Raw genomic sequence first — 23370 nt, forward strand, 5'->3', positions numbered from 1 at the left:
GAAAAACAAAAAAAAGCCCGCACCTGAACAGTGCGGGCTTTTTTTTCGGCTAAAGGAAACGAGGTAGAACCATGCGAGTGTTGAAGTTCGGCGGTACATCAGTGGCAAATGCAGAACGTTTTCTGCGCGTTGCCGATATCCTGGAAAGCAACGCCAGGCAGGGGCAGGTTGCGACCGTGCTCTCTGCCCCGGCAAAAATCACGAACCATCTGGTGGCGATGATTGAAAAAACCATCGGTGGTCAGGATGCACTCCCGAACATCAGCGACGCCGAGCGTATCTTCGCTGACTTACTGCAGGGGCTGGCAGAGGCGCAGCCAGGCTTTCCGCACGCTCAACTGAAGTCCTTTGTTGAGCAAGAATTCGCGCAAATTAAACACGTTCTGCACGGCATCAGTCTTCTCGGCCAGTGCCCGGACAGCATCAACGCGGCGCTGATCTGCCGTGGCGAAAAACTCTCTATCGCCATCATGGCGGGCGTGCTGGAAGCGCGTGGTCATCACGTGACTGTAATCGATCCGGTTGAAAAACTGCTGGCGGTGGGCCACTACCTCGAATCCACTGTTGATATTGCCGAATCAACCCGCCGCATCGCCGCAAGCAAAATTCCGTCTGACCACATGATCCTGATGGCAGGCTTCACCGCCGGTAACGAGAAGGGCGAGCTGGTGGTGCTGGGCCGTAACGGCTCCGACTACTCCGCCGCCGTGCTGGCCGCCTGTTTACGCGCAGACTGCTGTGAGATCTGGACTGACGTCGACGGTGTTTATACCTGCGACCCACGCCAGGTACCGGACGCCAGGCTGTTGAAGTCGATGTCGTATCAGGAAGCGATGGAGCTTTCCTACTTCGGCGCTAAAGTCCTTCACCCGCGTACCATTTCTCCGATTGCCCAGTTCCAGATCCCTTGCCTGATTAAAAACACCGGTAACCCACAGGCACCCGGTACGTTGATTGGTGCGAGTACCGATGAAGACGGTCTGCCTGTGAAAGGGATCTCTAACCTCAACAACATGGCGATGTTCAGCGTCTCTGGTCCGGGAATGAAAGGGATGGTCGGTATGGCGGCGCGCGTGTTTGCCGCCATGTCCCGCAACGGTATCTCCGTGGTGCTGATCACCCAGTCTTCTTCGGAATACAGCATCAGCTTCTGCGTGCCACAGGCCGACTGCCTGCGCGCTCGTCGTGCGCTGGAAGAAGAATTCTATCTTGAGCTGAAAGAAGAACTGCTGGAGCCGCTGTACATTCAGGAGCGTCTGGCGATCATCTCGGTGGTGGGCGATGGCATGCGCACGCTACGCGGTATCTCCGCCAAGTTCTTCGCTGCGCTGGCACGCGCCAATATCAATATCGTGGCGATTGCCCAGGGCTCGTCAGAGCGTTCAATCTCTGTTGTTGTGGACAACGATGACGCCACCACCGGCGTTCGCGTGGTTCACCAGATGCTGTTCAACACTGATCAGGTCATCGAACTGTTCCTTATTGGCGTGGGTGGCGTTGGCGGCGCGCTGCTGGAGCAGGTGAAGCGCCAGCAGGCGTGGCTGAAGAAGAAACATATTGATCTGCGCGTCTGCGGGATCGCCAACTCAAAAGCGTTGCTGACCAACGTGCATGGCCTGAATCTGGAAAACTGGCAGGCGGAAATGAACGAGGCGAAAGAGCCGTTTAATCTGGGCCGCCTGATCCGTCTGGTGAAAGAGTATCACCTGCTCAACCCGGTGATTGTCGACTGTACGTCGAACCAGGCGGTTGCCGATCAGTACGCTGACTTCCTGCGTGAAGGCTTCCACGTGGTGACGCCGAACAAAAAGGCCAACACCTCGTCGATGAACTACTATCACCAGTTGCGCCTGGCGGCGAGTAAATCGCGTCGTAAATTCCTGTATGACACCAACGTGGGTGCTGGTTTGCCGGTTATCGAGAACCTGCAAAACCTGCTGAACGCGGGTGATGAACTGCAGCGTTTCTCCGGTATCCTCTCCGGATCGTTGTCGTTTATTTTCGGCAAACTGGATGAAGGCATGAGCCTCTCCGAAGCGACCCGTGCTGCGCGTGAACTGGGCTATACCGAGCCGGATCCGCGTGACGATCTCTCCGGGATGGATGTGGCGCGTAAGCTGCTCATCCTGGCGCGTGAAACAGGGCGTGAGCTTGAGCTGTCCGATATCGTGATTGAACCGGTCCTGCCCGCAGAGTTTGATAGCACCGGTGATGTCGCTGCCTTTATGGCTAATTTGCCGCAGCTTGACGATGCGTTTGCCGCACGCGTTGCGAAAGCCCGTGATGAAGGTAAGGTATTGCGCTATGTTGGCAATATTGAAGAAGATGGTGTGTGCCGGGTGAAGATTGCCGAAGTGGATGGCAACGATCCGCTGTACAAAGTCAAAAACGGCGAAAACGCCCTTGCGTTTTACAGCCACTATTATCAGCCATTGCCGTTGGTGCTTCGCGGTTATGGCGCAGGGAACGATGTTACAGCGGCGGGTGTGTTTGCCGATCTGCTGCGTACCCTGTCATGGAAGTTAGGAGTTTAACATGGTCAAAGTTTATGCCCCGGCTTCCAGCGCCAATATGAGCGTCGGATTTGATGTGCTGGGTGCGGCGGTAACGCCGGTTGATGGTTCTCTGCTGGGCGATACGGTCACGGTTGAAGCGGCAAATAGCTTCAGCCTGAATAACGTGGGCCGCTTTGCCAGCAAACTGCCGTCCGACCCGCGCGAGAATATCGTCTATCAGTGCTGGGAGCGCTTCTGTCAGGAGATTGGCAAAAATGTGCCGGTCACCATGACGCTGGAAAAAAGTATGCCGATTGGCTCAGGGCTGGGCTCCAGTGCCTGCTCGGTGGTCGCTGCACTGGTGGCCATGAATGAACACTGCGGCAAACCGCTGAACAATAACCGCTTGCTTGGGTTAATGGGCGAGCTGGAAGGGCGGATCTCTGGCAGTATTCACTATGACAACGTCGCGCCCTGTTTCCTCGGTGGCATGCAACTGATGATTGAAGAGAATGGCATCATCAGCCAGCAGGTGCCAGGGTTTGATGAGTGGTTGTGGGTGCTGGCCTATCCGGGCATTAAGGTGTCCACCGCTGAAGCGCGTGCGATCCTGCCTGCGCAGTATCGTCGCCAGGACTGTATCGCCCACGGCCGTCATCTGGCAGGCTTTATTCACGCCTGCTACACCCGTCAGCCGCAGCTGGCGGCGAAATTGATGAAAGATGTCATTGCCGAGCCATACCGCACAAAACTGCTGCCTGGTTTTAACGAGGCGCGACAGGCATCTTTGGATATTGGCGCGCAGGCATGCGGCATCTCCGGCTCCGGCCCGACGCTGTTCGCCTTATGCGATAAACCAGACACTGCGCAACGCGTGGCGGACTGGCTCTCTAAACACTACCTGCAAAATCAGGAAGGCTTTGTTCATATTTGCCGTCTGGACACGGCTGGCGCACGAGTACTGGGATAACGAATGAAACTCTACAATCTTAAAGATCATAACGAGCAGGTCAGCTTCGCGCAGGCGGTGACTCAGGGACTGGGCAAAAATCAGGGGTTATTCTTCCCGCATGACCTGCCGGAATTTCAGCTGACCGAGATTGATGAACTGCTGAAGCTGGATTTTGTCACCCGCAGTACCAAAATTCTGTCTGCGTTTATCGGCGACGAAATCCCGCAGGAACTGCTGGAAGAGCGCGTGCGGGCGGCGTTCGCTTTCCCGGCTCCGGTTCAGCAGGTGGAGCCTGACGTTGGGTGTCTGGAGCTGTTCCACGGCCCGACCCTGGCGTTCAAAGATTTCGGCGGCCGCTTTATGGCGCAGATGCTAACTCACATCAGCGGCGACAAACCGGTAACCATCCTGACGGCTACCTCCGGTGATACTGGTGCGGCGGTTGCGCATGCGTTCTACGGCCTGAAAAACGTTCGTGTGGTGATCCTCTACCCGAAAGGAAAAATCAGCCCGCTACAGGAAAAACTGTTCTGTACCCTCGGCGGCAACATTGAAACCGTGGCGATCGACGGTGATTTCGACGCCTGCCAGGCGCTGGTCAAACAGGCCTTCGATGATGAAGAACTGAAAGTGACGCTGGGGCTGAACTCCGCGAACTCCATCAACATCAGCCGTCTATTGGCGCAGATTTGCTACTACTTCGAAGCGGTTGCACAGCTCCCGCAGGAAGCGCGTAATCAGCTTGTTGTCTCTGTCCCAAGCGGTAACTTTGGTGACCTGACGGCTGGCCTGCTGGCAAAATCCCTGGGTCTGCCGGTGAAACGCTTTATCGCTGCTACCAACGCTAACGACACCGTGCCGCGTTTCCTGAAAGATGGCAAATGGGCACCGAACGCAACGCAGGCAACGCTCTCCAATGCAATGGATGTGTCGCAGCCGAATAACTGGCCGCGAGTGGAAGAACTGTTCCGCCGCAAAATCTGGCGTCTGGGCGATCTGGGTTATGCAGCGGTGACGGATGAAACCACCAAATCCACAATGCGCGAGCTGAAAGCAGTGGGGTATACCTCTGAGCCGCACGCGGCAATTGCTTACCGGGCATTGCGCGACCAGCTTAATCCGGGTGAATATGGCCTGTTCCTGGGAACGGCGCATCCGGCAAAATTCAAAGAGAGCGTGGAAGAGATTCTGGGTGAAACGCTGCCGCTGCCGAAAGAGCTGGCCGAACGTGCCGACCTGCCGCTGCTGTCTCATGAACTACCTGCGGATTTTGCCGCGCTGCGTAAGTTGATGATGAGCCGCGCGTGATTTTGTTGCCCGGTGGCGGTTACGCCTTACCGGGCCTACAACAGCGCTGAGCGAAGGCCGGGTAAGGCAAAGCCACCACCCGGCTTTCTGTTTTACTGCTCGTGGCGTTTAAACACCAGTTCACCTTTCCCTGACGACGCTTCGTCAAAGAAATACCCTTCGCTGTTAAATCCGGTCAACTGCTCCGGCTTCGTCAGTCGGTTCTGAATGATGTAGCGGCTCATCAGACCACGCGCTTTTTTGGCGTAGAAACTGATCACTTTGAACTTACCGTTTTTCTCATCAAGGAAGACTGGCTTGATGATTTCCGCATCCAGTTTCTTCGGCTTCACGGACTTGTAGTATTCGTCAGAGGCCAGATTAATCACCACGTTATCGCCCTGGGCATGTAGGGCTGCGTTTAGCTTGTCGGTGATGATGTCTCCCCAGAAATGGTAGAGATCTTTGCCTTTGGCGTTTTCCAGACGGATACCCATCTCCAGGCGATACGGCTGCATCAAATCCAGCGGACGCAGTACCCCGTACAGACCTGAGAGCATGCGCAGGTGCTGCTGGGCAAAATCGAAATCGGCTTCGCTGAACTCTTCCGCCTGCAGGCCGGTATACACATCACCCTTAAAAGCCAGCAGTGCCTGGCGAGCGTTGGCTGGCGTGAAATCCGGGTGCCACTCGTGGAATCGAGTGGCGTTAAGGTCCGCGAGCTTATCGCTGATGCTCATCAGCGAGGCGATTTGTGGCGCAGAGAGTTTACGTGCTTCGCGGATCAGCTGTTGTGAATAGTCCAGCAGTTCAGGTTGCGTATAGCGCTCGGTGGCAAGTGGGCTCTGATAGTCGAGCGTTTTTGCAGGTGAAATAAGAATCAGCATATCCAGTCCTTGCAGGAAATTTAGAGCGACTTTAGCAAAAAATCGCCCTGAATTGATCGATAGCTGTTATCGCCGGGGCAAATCATCCCAGGTGCCGGGAGCCAGTTGCGCTTCAACTTCGGGATAGCGCGTGGGATCAAATACCGGTGGAATCCCCAGCTTACGCTGACGAAGATAGTCCCGGGCAATAAGACTAACAATGGGCGAGAGCAGCAGGATCGCCGTGAGGTTGGTGATGGCCATCAGTGCCATGATGACGTCAGCCAGTTGCCAGACCAGCGGCATGCTGAGCAGGGAGCCGGCTATGATCATCAGGATCACCCCCAGACGCAACGCACTGATTGCGGCGCGGGAGTCGAGTTTCAGGAAAATAAGGTTATTTTCAGCGTAGAGGTAATTCACCACAATCGAGCTGAAGGCGAACAATATCAGTATGAGCGCGACAAATCCGGCACCCCAGCCGCCGGCAAGGTTTACCAGAGCCTGCTGGAGAAGCTGTATCCCGGCGGTTCCCGACGAATGCGGTACGGGGCCTGCCAGCAGCAAGATCATCGCGCTGGCAGAACAGATAATAATGGTATCGGTAAAGACGCCAATCATCTGCACAATGCCTTGTGCGGCCGGATGCGGCGGCCATGAAGAGGCGGCTGCCGCTGCATTGGGGGTTGACCCCATACCGGCTTCATTGGAAAACATTCCACGCTGAAAACCTGCCATCAGCGCCTGGCTAAAGGTGTAACCCAACGCGCCAGATGCCACCTCACGCCAGCCAAAGGCGCTTTTGAAGATGGTGGCAATGATTCCCGGAACCTGGTCGATATGCCGTGCGGCGACAAACAGGCTCGCGCCAACCCAGAGCAGCGCCATCATAGGAACCATCCACTGCATCAGGCGGGCGATACCTTTGAGACCAGCAGAAATGGTGAACAAAACGAAGAGGGATAAAACGATGCCTGTGATCCATTCCGGACAAGCGAAGGCATAGCGCAGGGCATTGGCGACCGAATTAGCCTGAACAGTATTAAAAATAAGGCCATAAGCGAGCAGTAAAAAAAGCGAGAACAGAACGCCCATCCAGCGCATCCCTAATCCACGCGCCATATACCAGGCCGGACCGCCGCGAAACTGACCGTGTTTGTCCCTCTCTTTGTACAGTTGTGCGAGAGAGCATTCGGCAAAGGAGGTGGCCATGCCAATGATCGCGGTGACCCACATCCAGAAGACGGCGCCAGGGCCACCGGCGCTGATGGCCAGCGCCACCCCCGCCAGGTTACCGCTACCGACACGTGCGGCGAGACTGGTACAAAGCGCCTGAAACGAGGTGAGTCCGCCTGGCTGCGATGTAATGCTGTTTTTCAGACTTCTGCCAAACTTACGTATATATCTAAACTGGATAAAACCACTGCGCAGTGTGAACCATATACCTGCTCCTAATAGCAGATATATCATTATCGAACCCCAGAGGATTTCGTTGATAAAGAAAAGGAAATCAGGCATTAACGTCCCTCTTGTTGATGCCAATATGAATATGTAAGCGCTACCACTGATTGAGCATGCTGTTACTTAGCAGCCTGTTAATATTCTGAGTTTATCATACTCTGTCTAAGCGCACTGTCTGCGGTTGCGCTACCTCTCACTCGTGTTATCATCTGGGCAGACCGGTTACATCCCCCTAACAAGTAAACCTGTCATTTTTCCGCTGCAGGCATGCTGTCGGTAGCGTGAATTATCCAGGGCACGTTAAAAGAGAAATACTATCATGACGGATAAATTGACCTCCCTTCGTCAGTTCACCACTGTCGTAGCTGACACCGGAGATATCGCGGCAATGAAGTTGTACCAGCCGCAGGATGCCACAACTAACCCTTCTCTGATCCTGAACGCTGCACAGATCCCTGAGTATCGCAAACTGATTGACGACGCTGTGACCTGGGCGAAAGCGCAGAGCAATGACCGCGCGCAGCAGATCGTTGATGCCACTGACAAACTGGCAGTGAACATCGGTCTGGAAATCCTGAAACTGGTTCCTGGCCGTATCTCAACCGAAGTGGATGCACGCCTCTCCTACGACACCGAAGCGTCAATCGCCAAAGCAAAACGTCTGATCAAAATGTACAACGATGCGGGTATCAGCAACGACCGTATCCTGATCAAACTGGCTTCTACCTGGCAGGGCATTCGCGCGGCTGAGCAGCTGGAAAAAGACGGTATCAACTGTAACCTGACTCTGCTGTTCTCCTTCGCGCAGGCACGTGCTTGTGCTGAAGCCGGTGTATACCTGATTTCTCCGTTCGTAGGCCGTATTCTGGACTGGTACAAAGCCAACACCGATAAGAAAGAGTACGCACCAGCTGAAGATCCAGGCGTGGTTTCCGTTACTGAAATCTACGAATACTACAAACAGCACGGCTATGAGACTGTTGTTATGGGCGCAAGCTTCCGTAACGTTGGTGAAATCATCGAGCTGGCTGGCTGTGACCGCCTGACCATCGCCCCTGCACTGCTGAAAGAGCTGGCAGAAAGCGAAGGCGCGATTGAGCGTAAACTGTCTTACACTGGTGAAGTGAAAGCGCGCCCAGAACGCATCACTGAATCCGAGTTCCTGTGGCAGCACAACCAGGATCCAATGGCAGTAGACAAACTGGCGGACGGTATCCGTAAGTTTGCTGTTGACCAGGGCAAACTGGAAAAAATGATCGGCGACCTGCTGTAATCATTTCTGCGTGACCGGGTTCCCGGTCACGCGACTTCTTTCGTACCCTGTCTGAATTTCCTCTCTGCGTGTATCATTCCCTTTAATCAGTATTTTTTAAATGGAATGGCTATGAATACCTTACGCATCGGCTTAGTGTCGATTTCTGACCGCGCCTCCAGCGGTGTTTACCAGGATAAAGGCATCCCGGCTCTGGAAGAGTGGCTGGGCAGCGCGCTGACTACCCCTTTTGAAATCCAGACCCGCTTGATCCCTGACGAACAGCCGATCATTGAGCAGACGTTGTGCGAGCTGGTGGATGAGATGAGCTGTCATCTGGTGTTGACCACGGGCGGAACCGGTCCTGCACGTCGCGATGTCACGCCAGATGCGACGCTGGCAGTCGCCGACCGTGAAATGCCGGGCTTCGGTGAGCAAATGCGTCAGATCAGCCTACACTTTGTTCCAACCGCCATCCTCTCTCGCCAGGTGGGTGTGATCCGCAAACAGGCGTTGATCCTGAACCTGCCGGGCCAGCCGAAATCGATCAAAGAGACGCTGGAAGGGCTTAAAGCCGACGATGGCAGCGTAATTGTGCACGGGATCTTCGCAAGTGTACCGTATTGTATACAGCTGCTGGACGGTCCGTATGTAGAAACTGATGAGAAAGTTGTAGCAGCTTTTCGCCCTAAAAGTGCACGCCGCGAGACAATATCCTGAAAATAATGATTATGTGACATTAGCTGAAGCAGCGATGGCGTGCTAAAGGTTTTACGGTATAGTAATTTTTTCTTTACGATTACTGTAAAAATAAATCCACAATACACGCATAATGGTTCGCTATGTCACATAACACCCGACCTCTGAATCGACAGGACTACAAAACCCTCACGCTCGCTGCTCTGGGTGGCGCGCTGGAGTTCTACGACTTCATCATCTTTGTTTTCTTTGCCGCCGTCGTGGGGGAGCTTTTCTTCCCGGCGGATATCCCGGAATGGTTGCGGCAGGTACAAACCTTCGGCATTTTTGCCGCCGGGTATCTGGCTCGCCCGTTGGGTGGCATTGTTATGGCGCACTTTGGCGATCTGGTCGGGCGTAAGAAGATGTTTACCCTCAGTATTTTGCTGATGGCTGTGCCGACGCTGGCGATTGGTTTGCTGCCAACCTATGCCTCGATGGGCCTTGTTGCCCCGCTATTGCTGTTGCTGATGCGCGTTCTTCAGGGGGCCGCGATTGGCGGTGAAGTGCCTGGCGCGTGGGTGTTTGTCGCGGAGCATGTTCCGGTGCGCCGCATTGGTATCGCCTGTGGAACCTTAACGGCGGGCCTGACCATCGGCATCCTGTTGGGCTCGGTTGTTGCAACTCTTGTGAATACCCATATGACGCAACAGGCCGTGCACGACTGGGGCTGGCGTCTTCCGTTCCTGCTGGGCGGGGCCTTTGGTCTGGTGGCGATGTACCTGCGCCGTTGGTTGCAGGAGACGCCGATCTTCCTTGAGATGCAGCAGCGCAAGGCACTGGCGCAGGAGTTACCGGTGAAAGCGGTGGTGGTCCGTCACAGAAGTGCGGTGGTGGTGTCGATGCTGCTGACCTGGCTGCTGTCGGCGGGTATTGTCGTCGTGATCCTGATGTCGCCGGTCTGGCTGCAAAAGCAATACGGTTTCGCACCAGCGGTCACCCTGCAGGCGAACAGTATTGCGACCATTATGCTCTGTTTTGGCTGTCTGGCGGCTGGCCTTGCTGTTGATCGTTTTGGCGCGAGCCGGACCTTTATCGTCGGCAGTCTGCTACTGGCTGCATCAAGCTGGGCGTTCTACCATCTGGCGGGTAGCCACCCGGAGCAACTGTTCCTGCTGTACGGGGTAGTCGGGCTGTGCGTCGGTGTTGTGGGGGCGGTGCCGTATGTGATGGTGCGTGCGTTCCCGCCAGAGGTTCGTTTCACCGGTATCTCTTTCTCTTACAACGTGTCGTATGCGATTTTTGGTGGTCTGACACCGATTGCCGTCACCATGCTGATGGGGATATCGCCGATGGCTCCAGCCTGGTACGTTCTCGCGCTCTCGCTGATGGGGCTGGTGTTAGGGGTCTGGCTTCGCAAAGGGTGGGAATGTCGTGCCCGCGAGGCAGGCACGACAGAGGGATCAGTGTTTTTCACCAATCGGTAGAATGGTGCGGTCAAACTGCTCGTTCAGCACTTCGCCCATTGCCAGGTAGATTGCGCTCGCGCCACATACCAGGCCAATCCAGCCGGCAACGTGAACGATGCCTTCGTTATCCACCAGGTGACCGATCGCCAGCAGGGCGAACAGTACGGTCAGACTCAGGAAGACGAACTGCAGCGCGCGGTTACCTTTCAGGGTGCCGAAGAACATGAACAGGGTGAAGACGCCCCACAGACCCAGATAAACGCCCAGGAAGTGGGCGTTTGCCGCGTCTGCCAGACCCATTTTAGGCATCAGCAGAATGGCAACCAGGGTCAGCCAGAAAGAGCCGTAAGAGGTGAAGGCGGTTAAGCCGAAGGTATTACCTTTCTTATATTCCAGCAGGCCCGCGAAAATTTGCGCGATGCCGCCGTAAAAAATGCCCATCGCCAGGATGATGCCATCCATCGGGAACATCCCGATATTGTGCAGGTTCAGCAGGATAGTGGTCATGCCAAAACCCATCAGGCCCAGCGGAGCCGGATTAGCCAACTTAGTGTTGCCCATAAGTCCTCAAAAAAATCATCATTAATATGGTGAAATGGTGAATCCCGCGTCAATACTCCCTGACGGGGCGCGGCATCATAATGGGCGCAATCGATGGCGTCTATGATCTCATCAGGGTGAAATTAAAATTTTTTTTATCCTTCCCCCTTGATGGATGCTGTGGCGACCCCATCTTGTAGTCAACCGCAGTGTGTGGACCTGAAAAAAATCAAATCTGGGCAGTTGAAAAAGCACGTTCTGCCCTTATTACAGGTACACAACCACATGTTGACTGAATTTTTAGTGGAGACGTTTAGATGGGTAAAATTATTGGTATCGACCTGGGTACTACCAACTCTTGTGTAGCGATTATGGATGGCACTACTGCACGTGTGCTGGAGAACGCCGAGGGCGATCGCACCACGCCTTCTATCATTGCTTATACCCAGGATGGTGAAACTCTGGTTGGTCAGCCGGCTAAACGTCAGGCAGTGACAAACCCGCAAAACACCCTGTTTGCGATTAAACGCCTGATTGGCCGCCGCTTCCAGGACGAAGAAGTTCAGCGTGACGTTTCTATCATGCCTTACAAAATCATCGCGGCAGATAACGGCGATGCATGGCTTGATGTGAAAGGCACCAAAACTGCACCACCGCAGATCTCTGCTGAAGTGCTGAAAAAAATGAAGAAAACTGCGGAAGATTACCTGGGTGAGCCGGTAACTGAAGCTGTTATCACCGTTCCTGCATACTTTAACGATGCTCAGCGTCAGGCAACCAAAGATGCTGGCCGTATCGCAGGTCTGGAAGTAAAACGTATCATCAACGAACCAACCGCAGCTGCACTGGCTTACGGTCTGGATAAAGAAGTCGGCAACCGTACTATCGCGGTTTACGACCTGGGTGGTGGTACCTTCGATATCTCTATTATCGAAATCGACGAAGTTGACGGCGAAAAAACCTTCGAAGTTCTGGCAACCAACGGTGATACCCACCTGGGTGGTGAAGACTTCGATACCCGTCTGATCAACTACCTCGTTGACGAGTTTAAGAAAGATCAGGGCATTGACCTGCGTAACGATCCGCTGGCCATGCAGCGCCTGAAAGAAGCCGCTGAGAAAGCGAAGATTGAACTGTCTTCTGCTCAGCAGACCGACGTGAACCTGCCGTACATCACTGCAGACGCGACCGGTCCTAAGCACATGAACATCAAAGTGACCCGTGCGAAACTGGAAAGCCTGGTAGAAGACCTGGTGAACCGTTCCATCGAGCCACTGAAAGTTGCTCTGCAGGACGCTGGCCTGTCCGTATCTGACATCCAGGACGTTATCCTGGTGGGTGGTCAGACGCGTATGCCAATGGTTCAGAAGAAAGTGGCTGAGTTCTTTGGTAAAGAGCCACGTAAAGACGTGAACCCGGACGAAGCTGTTGCTATCGGTGCAGCGGTTCAGGGTGGTGTACTGACTGGTGAAGTGAAAGACGTACTGCTGCTGGACGTTACCCCGCTGTCTCTGGGTATCGAAACCATGGGCGGTGTGATGACTGCACTCATCAACAAAAACACCACTATCCCGACGAAACACAGCCAGGTGTTCTCTACCGCTGAAGACAACCAGTCTGCGGTAACCATCCATGTGATTCAGGGTGAGCGTAAACGTGCGGCGGATAACAAGTCTCTGGGTCAGTTCAACCTGGACGGTATCAACCCGGCACCACGCGGCATGCCGCAGATCGAAGTCACCTTCGATATTGATGCTGACGGTATCCTGCACGTGTCTGCAAAAGACAAAAACAGCGGTAAAGAGCAGAAGATCACCATCAAGGCATCTTCTGGCCTGAACGAAGCTGAAATCGAGAAAATGGTTCGTGATGCAGAAGCTAACGCTGAGTCCGACCGTAAGTTCGAAGAGCTGGTTCAGACCCGTAACCAGGGTGACCATCTGCTGCACAGCACCCGTAAGCAGGTTGAAGAAGCAGGCGATAAACTGCCAGCGGAAGACAAAACTGCTATCGAAGCTGCACTGAGTGCGCTGGAAACTTCACTGAAAGGTGAAGATAAAGCGGACATCGAAGCGAAGATGCAGGAACTGGCACAGGCTTCCCAGAAGCTGATGGAAATCGCTCAGCAGCAGCACGCTCAACAGCAGGCAGGCGCTGACGCTTCCCAGAACAACGCGAAAGACGACGATGTTGTTGACGCTGAGTTCGAAGAAGTTAAAGACAAAAAATAATCGCCCTGATGCAGGGTAATTAATCGGCACGGGCGTAGGAGAACTCTCCACGCCCGTGCTCGCATGTTAAGGGGCTTAAAAAAACCAATGGCAAAGCAAGACTATTACGAGATTTTAGGCGTTCCGAAAACTGCGGAAGAGCGTGAAATCAAAAAGGCGTATAAGCGCCTGGCCATGAAATTCCACCCGGACCGTAACCAGGGTGACAAAGAGGCTGAAGCCAAATTTAAAGAGATCAAAGAAGCCTACGAAGTCCTGACCGATGCACAAAAACGTGCAGCCTATGACCAGTATGGTCACGCAGCCTTTGAACAGGGCGGCATGGGCGGCGGTGGATTCGGTGGCGGCGGCTTTGGCGGCGGCGCTGACTTCAGCGATATCTTTGGTGATGTATTCGGCGACATCTTCGGCGGTGGCCGTGGTCGTCAGCGCGCAACGCGCGGCGCGGACCTGCGCTACAACATGGAACTGACGCTGGAAGAGGCTGTTCGCGGTGTCACCAAAGAGATCCGTATCCCGACGCTGGAAGAGTGTGACGTTTGCCACGGCAGCGGCGCGAAAGCGGGAACCCAGCCGCAGACCTGCCCAACCTGTCACGGTTCAGGCCAGGTACAGATGCGTCAGGGCTTCTTCGCGGTACAGCAGGCCTGTCCTCACTGTCACGGTCGCGGTACGCTGATTAAAGATCCGTGCACCAAATGCCACGGCCACGGTCGCGTTGAGAAAACAAAGACCCTGTCCGTTAAAATTCCGGCTGGCGTCGATACGGGCGACCGCATCCGTCTGGCGGGTGAAGGTGAAGCTGGGGAACACGGCGCACCGGCAGGCGATCTGTACGTTCAGGTGCAGGTTAAACAGCACGCCATTTTCGAGCGTGAAGGTAACAACCTGTATTGCGAAGTGCCGATCAACTTCGCGATGGCGGCACTCGGTGGTGAAATCGAAGTCCCGACGCTGGATGGTCGCGTTAATCTGAAGATCCCTGGTGAAACCCAGACCGGTAAGCTGTTCCGCATGCGCGGGAAAGGCGTTAAATCCGTGCGTGGCGGTGCTCAGGGCGACCTGCTGTGTCGCGTCGTCGTGGAAACGCCGGTTGGCCTGAATGACAAGCAGAAACAACTGCTGAAAGAGCTTCAGGAGAGTTTTGGCGGCCCGACGGGTGAGAAGAACAGCCCGCGTTCCAAAAGCTTCTTCGATGGCGTCAAAAAATTCTTCGATGATTTGACCCGCTAATTCGTTAGCTGGCCTTAATCTGCAAAAGCCTGGAAGCAATTCCGGGCTTTTTCTTTTTGTAAGGATAGTTCGGTAAAACTGAATATATACTCAATATTAATCTGTTTTTGCCGAGCTATATGGCTTGGTATTATGGTTTTATCGAAGTATTGTTGTAAAAGAGAGAATTAAAGTGAAATTACTACACCGTTTCTTTAGCAGTGAAGCGTCCGGTGGCGTGATCCTGATTATTGCCGCTGCGGCTGCGATGGTGCTGGCTAACCTGGGGGTTACCCGCGATCTATACCACGCATTTCTGGAAACGCCCGTCGAGCTGAAGGTTGGGGCGCTGGAAATTAACAAGAACATGTTGCTGTGGATCAACGATGCACTGATGGCTGTGTTCTTCCTCCTGGTGGGGCTTGAAGTTAAACGCGAGTTGGTGCTGGGTTCACTTGCCAGCCGCCAGCGTGCGGCGTTCCCGATTATTGCCGCCATCGGTGGGATGGTGGTTCCGGCGTTGCTCTTCCTGGCGTTTACCTGGCAGGACCCCCTTGCGCGTCATGGCTGGGCGATCCCGGCCGCAACGGATATTGCCTTTGCGCTCGGTGTTTTAGCCCTGCTGGGCAGCCGCGTGCCGGTGGCACTGAAGATCTTCCTGATGGCGCTGGCAATTATTGATGATTTGGGCGCTATTGTGATTATCGCGCTGTTCTATACCAGCGAGCTGTCGATCCTGTCACTGAGTGTCGCTGCTGGGGCGATTGCAGTGCTGGCACTGCTGAACATTTTCAATGTGCGTCGCATCGGTATCTACATCCTCGTGGGGATGGTGCTGTGGACGGCGGTGCTGAAATCGGGCGTGCATGCCACGCTGGCAGGTGTGATCGTCGGCTTCTTCGTGCCGCTTAAGCCGCAGGACGGCAAGTCGCCTGCCAAACAGCTGGAACATGTGCTGCACCCGTGGGTAGCCTTTATGATCCTGCCACTGTTCGCATTTGCCAACGCAGGTGTTTCCCTGGGCGGTGTCACGCTGGACGGGCTGACGTCCGTACTGCCTCTGGGCATTATTGCCGGGCTGTTTATCGGTAAGCCGCTGGGGATTAGCCTCTTCTGCTGGCTGGCGCTGAAGCTGAAGATGGCATCATTGCCGCACGGCACAACCTTTGGACAGATTATGGCCGTTGGCGTGCTGTGTGGAATCGGGTTTACGATGTCGATCTTTATCTCGACGCTGGCATTTGGTACGCATGCACCGGAGCTTATCGTCTGGGCAAAACTTGGCATTCTTATCGGGTCATTGCTGGCCGCAGTGATCGGTTATACCTTGTTGAAGGTGAAGTTGTCTGGACAGGCTGTCCAGGCATAACGGAAACCGGGAGGAGGGGAGCCTTCTCCCGATAGACTATCAGGGAGCGAAGACGCAATGTCTCATTTGAATTACAACCATCTTTACTACTTCTGGCACGTCTACAAACAGGGCTCGGTCGTGGGCGCCGCAGAGGCGCTCTACCTGACACCACAAACCATCACCGGGCAAATCAAGGCGCTGGAAGAACGTCTGCAGGGCAAGCTGTTCAAGCGCAAGGGGCGTGGGATTGAGCCCAGTGAACTGGGTGAGCTGGTTTTCCGTTACGCAGACAAAATGTTTACCCTGAGCCAGGAGATGCTGGATATCGTCAACTACCGCAAAGAGTCTAATTTGCTCTTTGATGTCGGCGTGGCCGATGCACTGTCAAAACGGCTGGTGAGCGGCGTGCTGGATGCGGCAGTGGTTGAAGATGAGCAAATCCATTTGCGCTGCTTTGAATCCACTCACGAGATGCTGCTGGAGCAGTTGAGCCAGCATAAGCTGGATATGATTATCTCGGATTGCCCAATCGACTCCACGCAGCAGGAGGGCTTGTTCTCGGTGAAGATTGGTGAGTGTGGCGTCAGCTTCTGGTGTATTAACCCGCCGCCGGACAAGCCGTTTCCTGCCTGTCTGGAAGAGCGTCGTTTGCTGGTACCTGGACGGCGTTCTATGCTGGGACGAAAGTTGCTGAACTGGTTTAATTCGCAGGGGCTTAACGTGGAAATCCTCGGCGAGTTTGATGACGCGGCACTGATGAAAGCCTTTGGTGAAGCCCACAATGCGATCTTCGTTGCACCAACGCTGTACGCGCACGATCTCTATTATGATGACAAGATTACGGAGATAGGCAGAGTGGATAACGTGATGGAGGAGTATCACGCCATTTTTGCTGAAAGGATGATTCAACACCCGGCGGTACAGCGAATCTGTAACCGCGACTACTCTGCGCTGTTTACACCTCCGGCAATCTGAAGGCATAAAAAAACCCGCGTTAAGCGGGTTCTTTAAACAAGCAACAACAAATAGCGATTAAGCCAGTTTGTTGATCTGCGCGGTCAGGTTTGCTTTATGACGCGCTGCTTTGTTTTTGTGGATCAGACCTTTAGCAGCCTGACGATCCACGATTGGTTGCATTTCGTTAAATGCGTTCTGCGCTGCAGCTTTGTCGCCAGCTTCGATTGCTGCGTATACTTTCTTGATGAAAGTACGCATCATAGAGCGACGGCTTGCGTTGTGCTTACGAGCCTTTTCAGACTGAACGGCACGTTTCTTAGCTGATTTGATATTAGCCAAGTCCAACTCCCAAATATGATCTATGTGGACAATTCAAAGGCCGAGGAATATGCCCTCTTTGCCTTCTTTTGTCAATGGATTTGTGCAAATAAGCGCCGTTAATTAGCGACGCTACGTTACGTAGTGATGGCGCAGGATTCTACCAGCTTGTCTTCCCTGAATACAGCCTTTCGGCATAAAAATCGCAGTTCACGAGCAGATTTTTTCGCTGCGAAAGGTCAGCCTGATGAAATCATTACGGCTTTCTGTTTTGCGCGAACAATCGCCGGTTAACCTTAACCGCCGTACAAGGTATACTTTGGCGATTTTCACTGTTTTGAGCCAGACATGAAGCTGATACGCGGCATACATAATCTCAGCAGAGCACCGCACGGGTGCGTGCTGACCATTGGTAATTTCGACGGCGTGCATCGTGGTCATCAGGCGCTGTTGCAGGGATTGCGTAAAGAAGGGGAGGCCCGTGGCCTGCCTGTTGTAGTGATGATTTTCGAACCGCAGCCGCTGGAGCTGTTCGCGGGCGATAAATCTCCCGCCCGTCTCACTCGCCTGCGCGAGAAGTTGCGCTACCTGGCTGAGTCCGGTGTGGACTACGTATTGTGTGTACGTTTCGATCGTCGTTTTGCTGCACTGACAGCACAAAATTTCGTCAGTGACCTGCTGGTTGAACGTCTTGGTGTGCAGTTTCTTGCTGTGGGGGATGATTTCCGCTTTGGCGCTGGTCGTCAGGGCGATTTCTTGCTATTACAGAAGGCTGGTCTGGAGTACGGTTTTGACGTCACAAGCGCGATGACCTTCTGTGAAGGTGGCATACGCGTCAGCAGCACGGCGGTACGCCAGGCGCTGGCAGATGATGAACTGGATACGGCAGAAACCCTGCTGGGGCATCCGTTCACCATCTCAGGTCGCGTCGTTCATGGCGATGCGCTCGGCCGCACTATTGGTTTCCCGACGGCGAATATACCGCTGCGTCGTCAGGTTTCCCCGGTTAAAGGGGTCTATGCGGTGGAAGTGGCAGGACTGGGCGATAAGCCGTTTTACGGCGTCGCTAACATTGGCACGCGTCCAACTGTCGCGGGTGTGCGTCAACAATTAGAAGTGCACCTGCTGGATGTTGTAATGGACCTTTATGGTCGCCATATAGATGTGATACTGCGTAAAAAAATACGCAACGAGCAGCGATTTGCTTCGCTGGATGAACTAAAAGCGCAGATTGCGCGAGATGAATTGACGGCCCGCGAGTTTTTTGGGCTTTGAACCCGGCTTAAATGCCTACGTGATAAATACGGAACCGAGAATCTGATGAGTGACTATAAATCAACCCTGAATTTGCCGGAAACAGGGTTCCCGATGCGCGGCGATCTCGCCAAGCGTGAACCGGGAATGCTGGCGCGTTGGACTGATGATGACCTGTACGGCATCATTCGTGCAGCCAAAAAAGGCAAAAAAACCTTCATTCTGCATGATGGCCCTCCATATGCGAATGGCAGCATTCATATTGGTCACTCTGTAAACAAGATTCTGAAAGACATTATCGTGAAGTCCAAAGGACTCGCGGGATATGACTCGCCTTACGTTCCGGGCTGGGACTGCCACGGTCTGCCAATCGAGCTGAAAGTTGAGCAAGAGTTTGGCAAGCCAGGTGAGAAGTTCACCGCCGCAGAGTTCCGCGCGAAATGCCGCGAATATGCTGCCACTCAGGTTGATGGTCAGCGTGCTGATTTCATCCGTCTGGGCGTGCTGGGTGACTGGTCACACCCATACCTGACCATGGACTTCAAAACTGAAGCCAACATCATCCGTGCGCTGGGTAAAATCATCGGTAACGGCCACCTGCACAAAGGCGCGAAGCCAGTACACTGGTGTGTAGACTGCCGTTCTGCGCTGGCAGAAGCGGAAGTTGAGTATTACGACAAAACCTCTCCGTCTATCGACGTGGCGTTCCATGCCGTCGATCAGGATGCAGTAAAAGCCAAATTTGGCGTGTCGTCCGTTAACGGTCCGGTCTCTCTGGTTATCTGGACCACCACACCGTGGACGCTGCCTGCCAACCGCGCGATCTCCCTGTCCGGTGAGTTCGAGTACGCGCTGGTGCAGATTGACGGTCAGGCAGTTATCCTGGCGAAAGATCTGGTTGAGAGCGTGCTGAAACGCGCAAACATCACCGACTACACCGTGCTGGGCACCGTGAAAGGTGACGCGCTGGAGTTGATGCGCTTCAAACACCCGTTCCTGGACTTCGATGTTCCGGCGATCCTGGGCGAGCACGTCACGCTGGACGCGGGTACCGGTGCAGTACATACCGCCGGTGGCCACGGTCCTGACGACTACAACATCAGCCTGAAATACGGTCTGGAAATCGCCAACCCGGTTGGCCCGGACGGTTCATACCTCCCTGGCACCTACCCGGCGCTGGACGGTATCAACGTCTTTAAAGCGAACGACATCATCGTCGATATGCTGCGCACCAGCGGCGCACTGCTGCACGTTGAAAAAATGCAGCACAGCTACCCATGCTGCTGGCGTCACAAGACGCCGATCATCTTCCGTGCGACCCCGCAGTGGTTCGTCAGCATGGATCAGAAAGGCCTGCGTGAGCAGTCTCTGAAAGAGATCAAAGGCGTGCAGTGGATCCCGGACTGGGGCCAGGCGCGTATCGAATCCATGGTGGCTAACCGTCCTGACTGGTGTATCTCCCGTCAGCGTACCTGGGGCGTGCCAATGTCTCTGTTCGTGCATAAAGAGACGCAGGAACTGCACCCGAACACCCTGGAACTGATGGAAGAAGTGGCGAAGCGCGTCGAAGTTGACGGTATCCAGGCGTGGTGGGATCTCGACTCCCGCGACATCCTGGGCGCAGACGCTGATAACTACGAAAAAGTACCAGATACTCTGGACGTGTGGTTCGACTCCGGTTCTACCCACTCCTCAGTCGTTGACGTGCGTCCGGAATTTGCCGGTCACGCCGCCGACATGTATCTGGAAGGCTCTGACCAACACCGTGGCTGGTTCATGTCATCTCTGATGATCTCCACCGCCATGAAAGGTAAAGCCCCTTACCGCCAGGTACTGACCCACGGTTTCACTGTGGATGGTCAGGGCCGTAAGATGTCCAAGTCTATCGGTAACACTGTTTCTCCGCAGGACGTGATGAACAAACTGGGCGCAGACATCCTGCGTCTGTGGGTGGCATCCACTGACTACACCGGCGAAATGGCGGTGTCTGATGAGATCCTGAAACGTGCTGCTGACAGCTATCGTCGTATCCGTAACACCGCACGCTTCCTGCTGGCGAACCTGAACGGTTTTGATCCAGTGAAAGACATGGTGAAACCGGAAGAGATGGTCGTTCTGGATCGCTGGGCGGTAGGCTGTGCGAAAGCGGCGCAGGAAGATATCCTGAAAGCCTATGAGTCTTACGACTTCCACGAAGTGGTGCAGCGCCTGATGCGTTTCTGCTCCATTGAGATGGGCTCGTTCTACCTCGACATCATCAAAGACCGCCAGTACACCGCGAAAGCGGACAGCGTGGCGCGTCGTAGCTGCCAGACCGCGCTGTTCCACATCGCAGAAGCGCTGGTGCGCTGGATGGCACCGATCATGTCCTTCACCGCGGATGAAATCTGGGGTTACCTGCCAGGCGACCGTGAGAAGTATGTCTTCACTGGCGAGTGGTACGAAGGTCTGTTCGATCTCTCCAGCACCGAAGCAATGAACGATGCTTTCTGGGACGAACTGCTGAAAGTGCGTGGTGAAGTGAACAAGGTTATCGAGCAGGCGCGTGCGGATAAGAAAGTCGGCGGCTCTCTGGAAGCGACAGTGACTCTGTATGCAGAACCTGAACTGGCAGCGAAACTAACGGCACTGGGCGATGAATTACGATTTGTCCTGTTGACCTCAGGCGCGAAAGTTGCGGATTATGCCGAAGCTTCTGCTGATGCTCAGCAGAGCGAGCTGCTCAAAGGACTGAAAGTCGCGCTGAGCAAAGCCGAAGGTGAGAAATGCCCGCGTTGCTGGCATTACACCACTGATGTCGGCAAGGTGGCGGAACACGCAGATATCTGCGGACGCTGTGTAAGCAACGTCGCCGGAGACGGCGAAAAACGTAAGTTTGCCTGATGAGTAAAACTCTCTGTTCAACAGGACTGCGCTGGCTGTGGCTGGTTGTGGTGGTGCTGATTATTGATCTGGGCAGCAAATTCCTGATCCTCCAGAATTTTGCTCTGGGGGAGACGGTTTCACTGTTCCCGTCACTTAACCTGCACTATGCACGCAACTACGGCGCGGCGTTTAGTTTCCTTGCTGACAGCGGTGGCTGGCAGCGCTGGTTCTTTGCGGGTATCGCAATCGGTATCTGCGTGGTGCTGGCGGTGCTGATGTACCGTTCGAAAGCAACGCAAAAGCTAAATAACATCGCTTACGCGCTGATCATTGGTGGCGCACTGGGCAACCTGTTTGACCGCCTGTGGCACGGCTTTGTGGTCGATATGATCGACTTCTATGTCGGTGACTGGCACTTCGCGACCTTTAACCTCGCCGATAGCGCAATTTGTATCGGTGCGGCGTTAATCGTGCTGGAAGGCTTCTTGCCTAACTCGGCCGCGAAAGAGCAGGCGTAACAAACTCGCCCGGTGGCGTAGTGCCACCGGGCAAAACAAGCGAGCAATTTGCATGTCTAAATCCGTACAGAGCAACAGCGCGGTTCTCGTTCACTTCACGCTGAAACTGGATGATGGCTCTACAGCTGAATCCACCCGCAATAACGGCAAACCAGCCCTGTTTCGTCTTGGCGATACCTCCCTGTCTGAAGGTCTTGAACAACAGCTTCTCGGTTTGAAAGAGGGGGAGAAAAAGGCGTTTTCACTGGAGCCGGATGCTGCATTTGGCGTGCCAAGCCCGGATCTGATCCAGTATTTCTCGCGCCGAGAGTTTATGGATGCGGGTGAGCCGGAAATCGGGGCGATTATGCTCTTTACCGCTATGGATGGCAGCGAAATGCCTGGCGTGATCCGCGAAATCAATGGCGACTCCATCACCGTTGACTTCAACCATCCGCTTGCCGGGCGCACCGTCCATTTTGATATTGAAGTGCTGGAGATTGACCCAGTACTGGAGGCCTGAAATGCAGATCCTGTTGGCTAACCCGCGCGGCTTCTGCGCCGGTGTAGACCGCGCTATCAGCATTGTTGAAAACGCGCTGGAGATTTACGGCGCGCCGATTTATGTGCGTCACGAAGTGGTGCATAACCGCTATGTGGTCGACAGCCTGCGCGAGCGCGGTGCCATCTTTATCGAGCAGATTAGCGAAGTACCGGATGGTGCGATCCTGATTTTCTCCGCACATGGTGTTTCTCAGGCAGTGCGTAACGAAGCAAAAAACCGCGATTTGACGGTGTTTGACGCGACCTGTCCGTTAGTGACGAAAGTGCATATGGAAGTGGCGCGCGCCAGTCGTCGTGGTGAAGAGTCGATTCTGATCGGCCATGCGGGTCATCCGGAAGTTGAAGGCACCATGGGTCAGTACAGCAACCCGGAAGGGGGCATGTATCTGGTTGAGTCACCGGAAGATGTACTGACGCTGAATGTGAAAAACGAAGCCCGTCTGTCGTTTATGACCCAGACGACGCTCTCCGTGGACGATACCTCTGACGTGATTGACGCCCTGCGCCAGCGTTTCCCGAAAATCGTCGGGCCGCGTAAAGATGACATCTGCTACGCGACCACTAACCGTCAGGAAGCGGTGCGTGCACTGGCTGAACAGGCGGATGTGGTGCTGGTTGTTGGCTCGAAGAACTCCTCTAACTCCAACCGCCTGGCCGAGCTTGCGCAGCGTATGGGGAAAGCGGCATTCCTGATTGACGATGCAACGGACATTCAGGAAGCGTGGGTGAAAAATGCGGCCTGCGTCGGCGTTACCGCAGGCGCTTCTGCGCCGGATATTCTGGTGCAGAACGTGATTGTCCGTCTGCAGGAGTTGGGCGGTGGCGAAGCGGTTCCGCTGGAAGGACGCGAAGAGAATATCGTCTTCGAAGTCCCAAAAGAACTGCGTATCGACGCCCGCGAAGTGGAATAACTCCTTATTTGATGAAAGGCCAGCATCTCATGTGCTGGCCTTTTTTTGTGCACAGAAAACCCCCAGCTAGGCTGGGGGTTCCGGAAAGCTTTCAGCTTTAAGCCAGTTATAAAAACCCCTTTTGATTTGTTAAAACAACTTGCGGTCTGGCAACTGCAAGAGAGAAACAAGAAATCAAAAGGGGGTCCCAATGGGGGACGAAAAGAGCTT

19 protein-coding genes, 1 pseudogene and 1 other annotated feature (1 of these 21 only partly in view) are annotated in these 23370 nt (G+C 54.4%); of the genes and pseudogenes, 16 read left to right on the forward strand and 4 right to left on the reverse strand.

The window, feature by feature from the left end:
• Nucleotides 1-47 (forward strand) — a sequence feature (Thr leader region) (it extends 71 nt beyond the left edge of the window).
• 24 nt (nt 48-71) lie between these two features.
• Genes thrA through thrC form a run of 3 tightly spaced genes read left to right on the forward strand, consistent with a single transcriptional unit; the run spans nt 72 to nt 4755 of the window.
• Nucleotides 72-2534, forward strand: coding sequence for a bifunctional aspartate kinase/homoserine dehydrogenase I (thrA, locus tag HED65_RS15735; protein WP_114979263.1), 2463 nt, complete (start codon nt 72-74; stop codon nt 2532-2534).
• 1 nt (nt 2535) lies between these two features.
• Complete coding sequence (gene thrB, locus HED65_RS15740) at nt 2536-3465, forward strand: homoserine kinase (RefSeq protein ID WP_028016618.1); 930 nt, start codon at nt 2536-2538, stop codon at nt 3463-3465.
• A 3-nt stretch (nt 3466-3468) separates the two neighbouring features.
• Nucleotides 3469-4755: a threonine synthase gene (gene thrC / locus HED65_RS15745; protein ID WP_114979264.1), complete on the forward strand. Its 1287-nt coding sequence runs from the start codon at nt 3469-3471 to the stop codon at nt 4753-4755.
• A 92-nt stretch (nt 4756-4847) separates the two neighbouring features.
• On the opposite strand, the gene yaaA is transcribed toward thrC, so the two are convergent.
• Complete coding sequence (gene yaaA, locus HED65_RS15750; RefSeq protein WP_028016621.1) at nt 4848-5621, reverse strand: peroxide stress protein YaaA; 774 nt, start codon at nt 5619-5621, stop codon at nt 4848-4850.
• A gap of 66 nt (nt 5622-5687) precedes the next feature.
• Complete coding sequence (locus HED65_RS15755; protein ID WP_114979265.1) at nt 5688-7118, reverse strand: alanine/glycine:cation symporter family protein; 1431 nt, start codon at nt 7116-7118, stop codon at nt 5688-5690.
• Nucleotides 7119-7380: 262 nt separating this feature from the next.
• Between HED65_RS15755 and tal the strand changes: the two genes are divergently transcribed.
• The 3 genes from tal to HED65_RS15770 all read left to right on the forward strand — a co-directional run bounded on the left by tal (nt 7381) and on the right by HED65_RS15770 (nt 10478).
• On the forward strand, nt 7381-8334 hold the full coding sequence (gene tal, locus HED65_RS15760) for a transaldolase (RefSeq protein ID WP_028016623.1): 954 nt from the start codon (nt 7381-7383) through the stop codon (nt 8332-8334).
• A gap of 111 nt (nt 8335-8445) precedes the next feature.
• Nucleotides 8446-9033 carry a molybdopterin adenylyltransferase gene (gene mog, locus HED65_RS15765; RefSeq protein WP_049005231.1) on the forward strand — a complete coding sequence of 196 codons (588 nt, stop codon included), beginning with the start codon at nt 8446-8448 and terminating at the stop codon, nt 9031-9033.
• Nucleotides 9034-9155: 122 nt separating this feature from the next.
• Nucleotides 9156-10478 carry an MFS transporter gene (locus tag HED65_RS15770; RefSeq protein WP_114979266.1) on the forward strand — a complete coding sequence of 441 codons (1323 nt, stop codon included), beginning with the start codon at nt 9156-9158 and terminating at the stop codon, nt 10476-10478.
• Here the strand turns inward: HED65_RS15770 and satP are convergent.
• Nucleotides 10455-11021 carry an acetate uptake transporter gene (gene satP, locus HED65_RS15775; protein ID WP_028016626.1) on the reverse strand — a complete coding sequence of 189 codons (567 nt, stop codon included), beginning with the start codon at nt 11019-11021 and terminating at the stop codon, nt 10455-10457. The two genes, HED65_RS15770 and satP, sit on opposite strands and share 24 nt — an antisense overlap.
• A 296-nt stretch (nt 11022-11317) precedes the next feature.
• Between satP and dnaK the strand changes: the two genes are divergently transcribed.
• The 4 genes from dnaK to nhaR all read left to right on the forward strand — a co-directional run bounded on the left by dnaK (nt 11318) and on the right by nhaR (nt 16769).
• Nucleotides 11318-13231, forward strand: coding sequence for a molecular chaperone DnaK (gene dnaK / locus HED65_RS15780; protein WP_108089544.1), 1914 nt, complete (start codon nt 11318-11320; stop codon nt 13229-13231).
• 87 nt (nt 13232-13318) lie between these two features.
• Nucleotides 13319-14464: a molecular chaperone DnaJ gene (gene dnaJ, locus HED65_RS15785; RefSeq protein ID WP_028016628.1), complete on the forward strand. Its 1146-nt coding sequence runs from the start codon at nt 13319-13321 to the stop codon at nt 14462-14464.
• A 172-nt stretch (nt 14465-14636) separates the two neighbouring features.
• The gene (nhaA, locus tag HED65_RS15790; RefSeq protein ID WP_114979267.1) at nt 14637-15812 is read left to right on the forward strand and encodes a Na+/H+ antiporter NhaA; all 1176 of its coding nucleotides are present in this window, start codon (nt 14637-14639) and stop codon (nt 15810-15812) included.
• A 57-nt stretch (nt 15813-15869) separates the two neighbouring features.
• Nucleotides 15870-16769, forward strand: coding sequence for a transcriptional activator NhaR (gene nhaR / locus HED65_RS15795; RefSeq protein WP_114979268.1), 900 nt, complete (start codon nt 15870-15872; stop codon nt 16767-16769).
• Nucleotides 16770-16826: 57 nt separating this feature from the next.
• Here nhaR and rpsT read toward each other — a convergent pair whose 3' ends face one another.
• Nucleotides 16827-17090 (reverse strand): 30S ribosomal protein S20, encoded by a 264-nt coding sequence (rpsT, locus tag HED65_RS15800; protein ID WP_003856458.1) that lies wholly within the window; start codon nt 17088-17090, stop codon nt 16827-16829.
• Between the two features lie 101 nt (nt 17091-17191).
• Here rpsT and HED65_RS22715 point away from each other — a divergent pair.
• From HED65_RS22715 to ispH, 6 genes and pseudogenes are all read left to right on the forward strand, one after another.
• Nucleotides 17192-17410 (forward strand): annotated as a pseudogene (locus HED65_RS22715) (DUF2575 domain-containing protein).
• Nucleotides 17411-17417: 7 nt separating this feature from the next.
• Nucleotides 17418-18344: a bifunctional riboflavin kinase/FAD synthetase gene (ribF, locus tag HED65_RS15810; RefSeq protein ID WP_114979269.1), complete on the forward strand. Its 927-nt coding sequence runs from the start codon at nt 17418-17420 to the stop codon at nt 18342-18344.
• 45 nt (nt 18345-18389) lie between these two features.
• Nucleotides 18390-21206, forward strand: a complete 2817-nt coding sequence (gene ileS, locus HED65_RS15815) for an isoleucine--tRNA ligase (RefSeq protein ID WP_114979270.1) — start codon at nt 18390-18392, stop codon at nt 21204-21206.
• Nucleotides 21206-21706 carry a signal peptidase II gene (gene lspA, locus HED65_RS15820; protein WP_028016633.1) on the forward strand — a complete coding sequence of 167 codons (501 nt, stop codon included), beginning with the start codon at nt 21206-21208 and terminating at the stop codon, nt 21704-21706. The genes ileS and lspA overlap by 1 nt, the downstream gene beginning before the upstream one ends.
• A 52-nt stretch (nt 21707-21758) precedes the next feature.
• Nucleotides 21759-22208, forward strand: a complete 450-nt coding sequence (fkpB, locus tag HED65_RS15825) for an FKBP-type peptidyl-prolyl cis-trans isomerase (RefSeq protein ID WP_013095528.1) — start codon at nt 21759-21761, stop codon at nt 22206-22208.
• Nucleotide 22209: 1 nt separating this feature from the next.
• On the forward strand, nt 22210-23160 hold the full coding sequence (gene ispH / locus HED65_RS15830) for a 4-hydroxy-3-methylbut-2-enyl diphosphate reductase (RefSeq protein ID WP_114979271.1): 951 nt from the start codon (nt 22210-22212) through the stop codon (nt 23158-23160).
• Nucleotides 23161-23370 lie beyond the last annotated feature (210 nt).

The sequence above is a fragment of the Pantoea sp. LS15 genome (assembly GCF_012241585.1).
Classification (GTDB): Bacteria; Pseudomonadota; Gammaproteobacteria; order Enterobacterales; family Enterobacteriaceae; genus Enterobacter.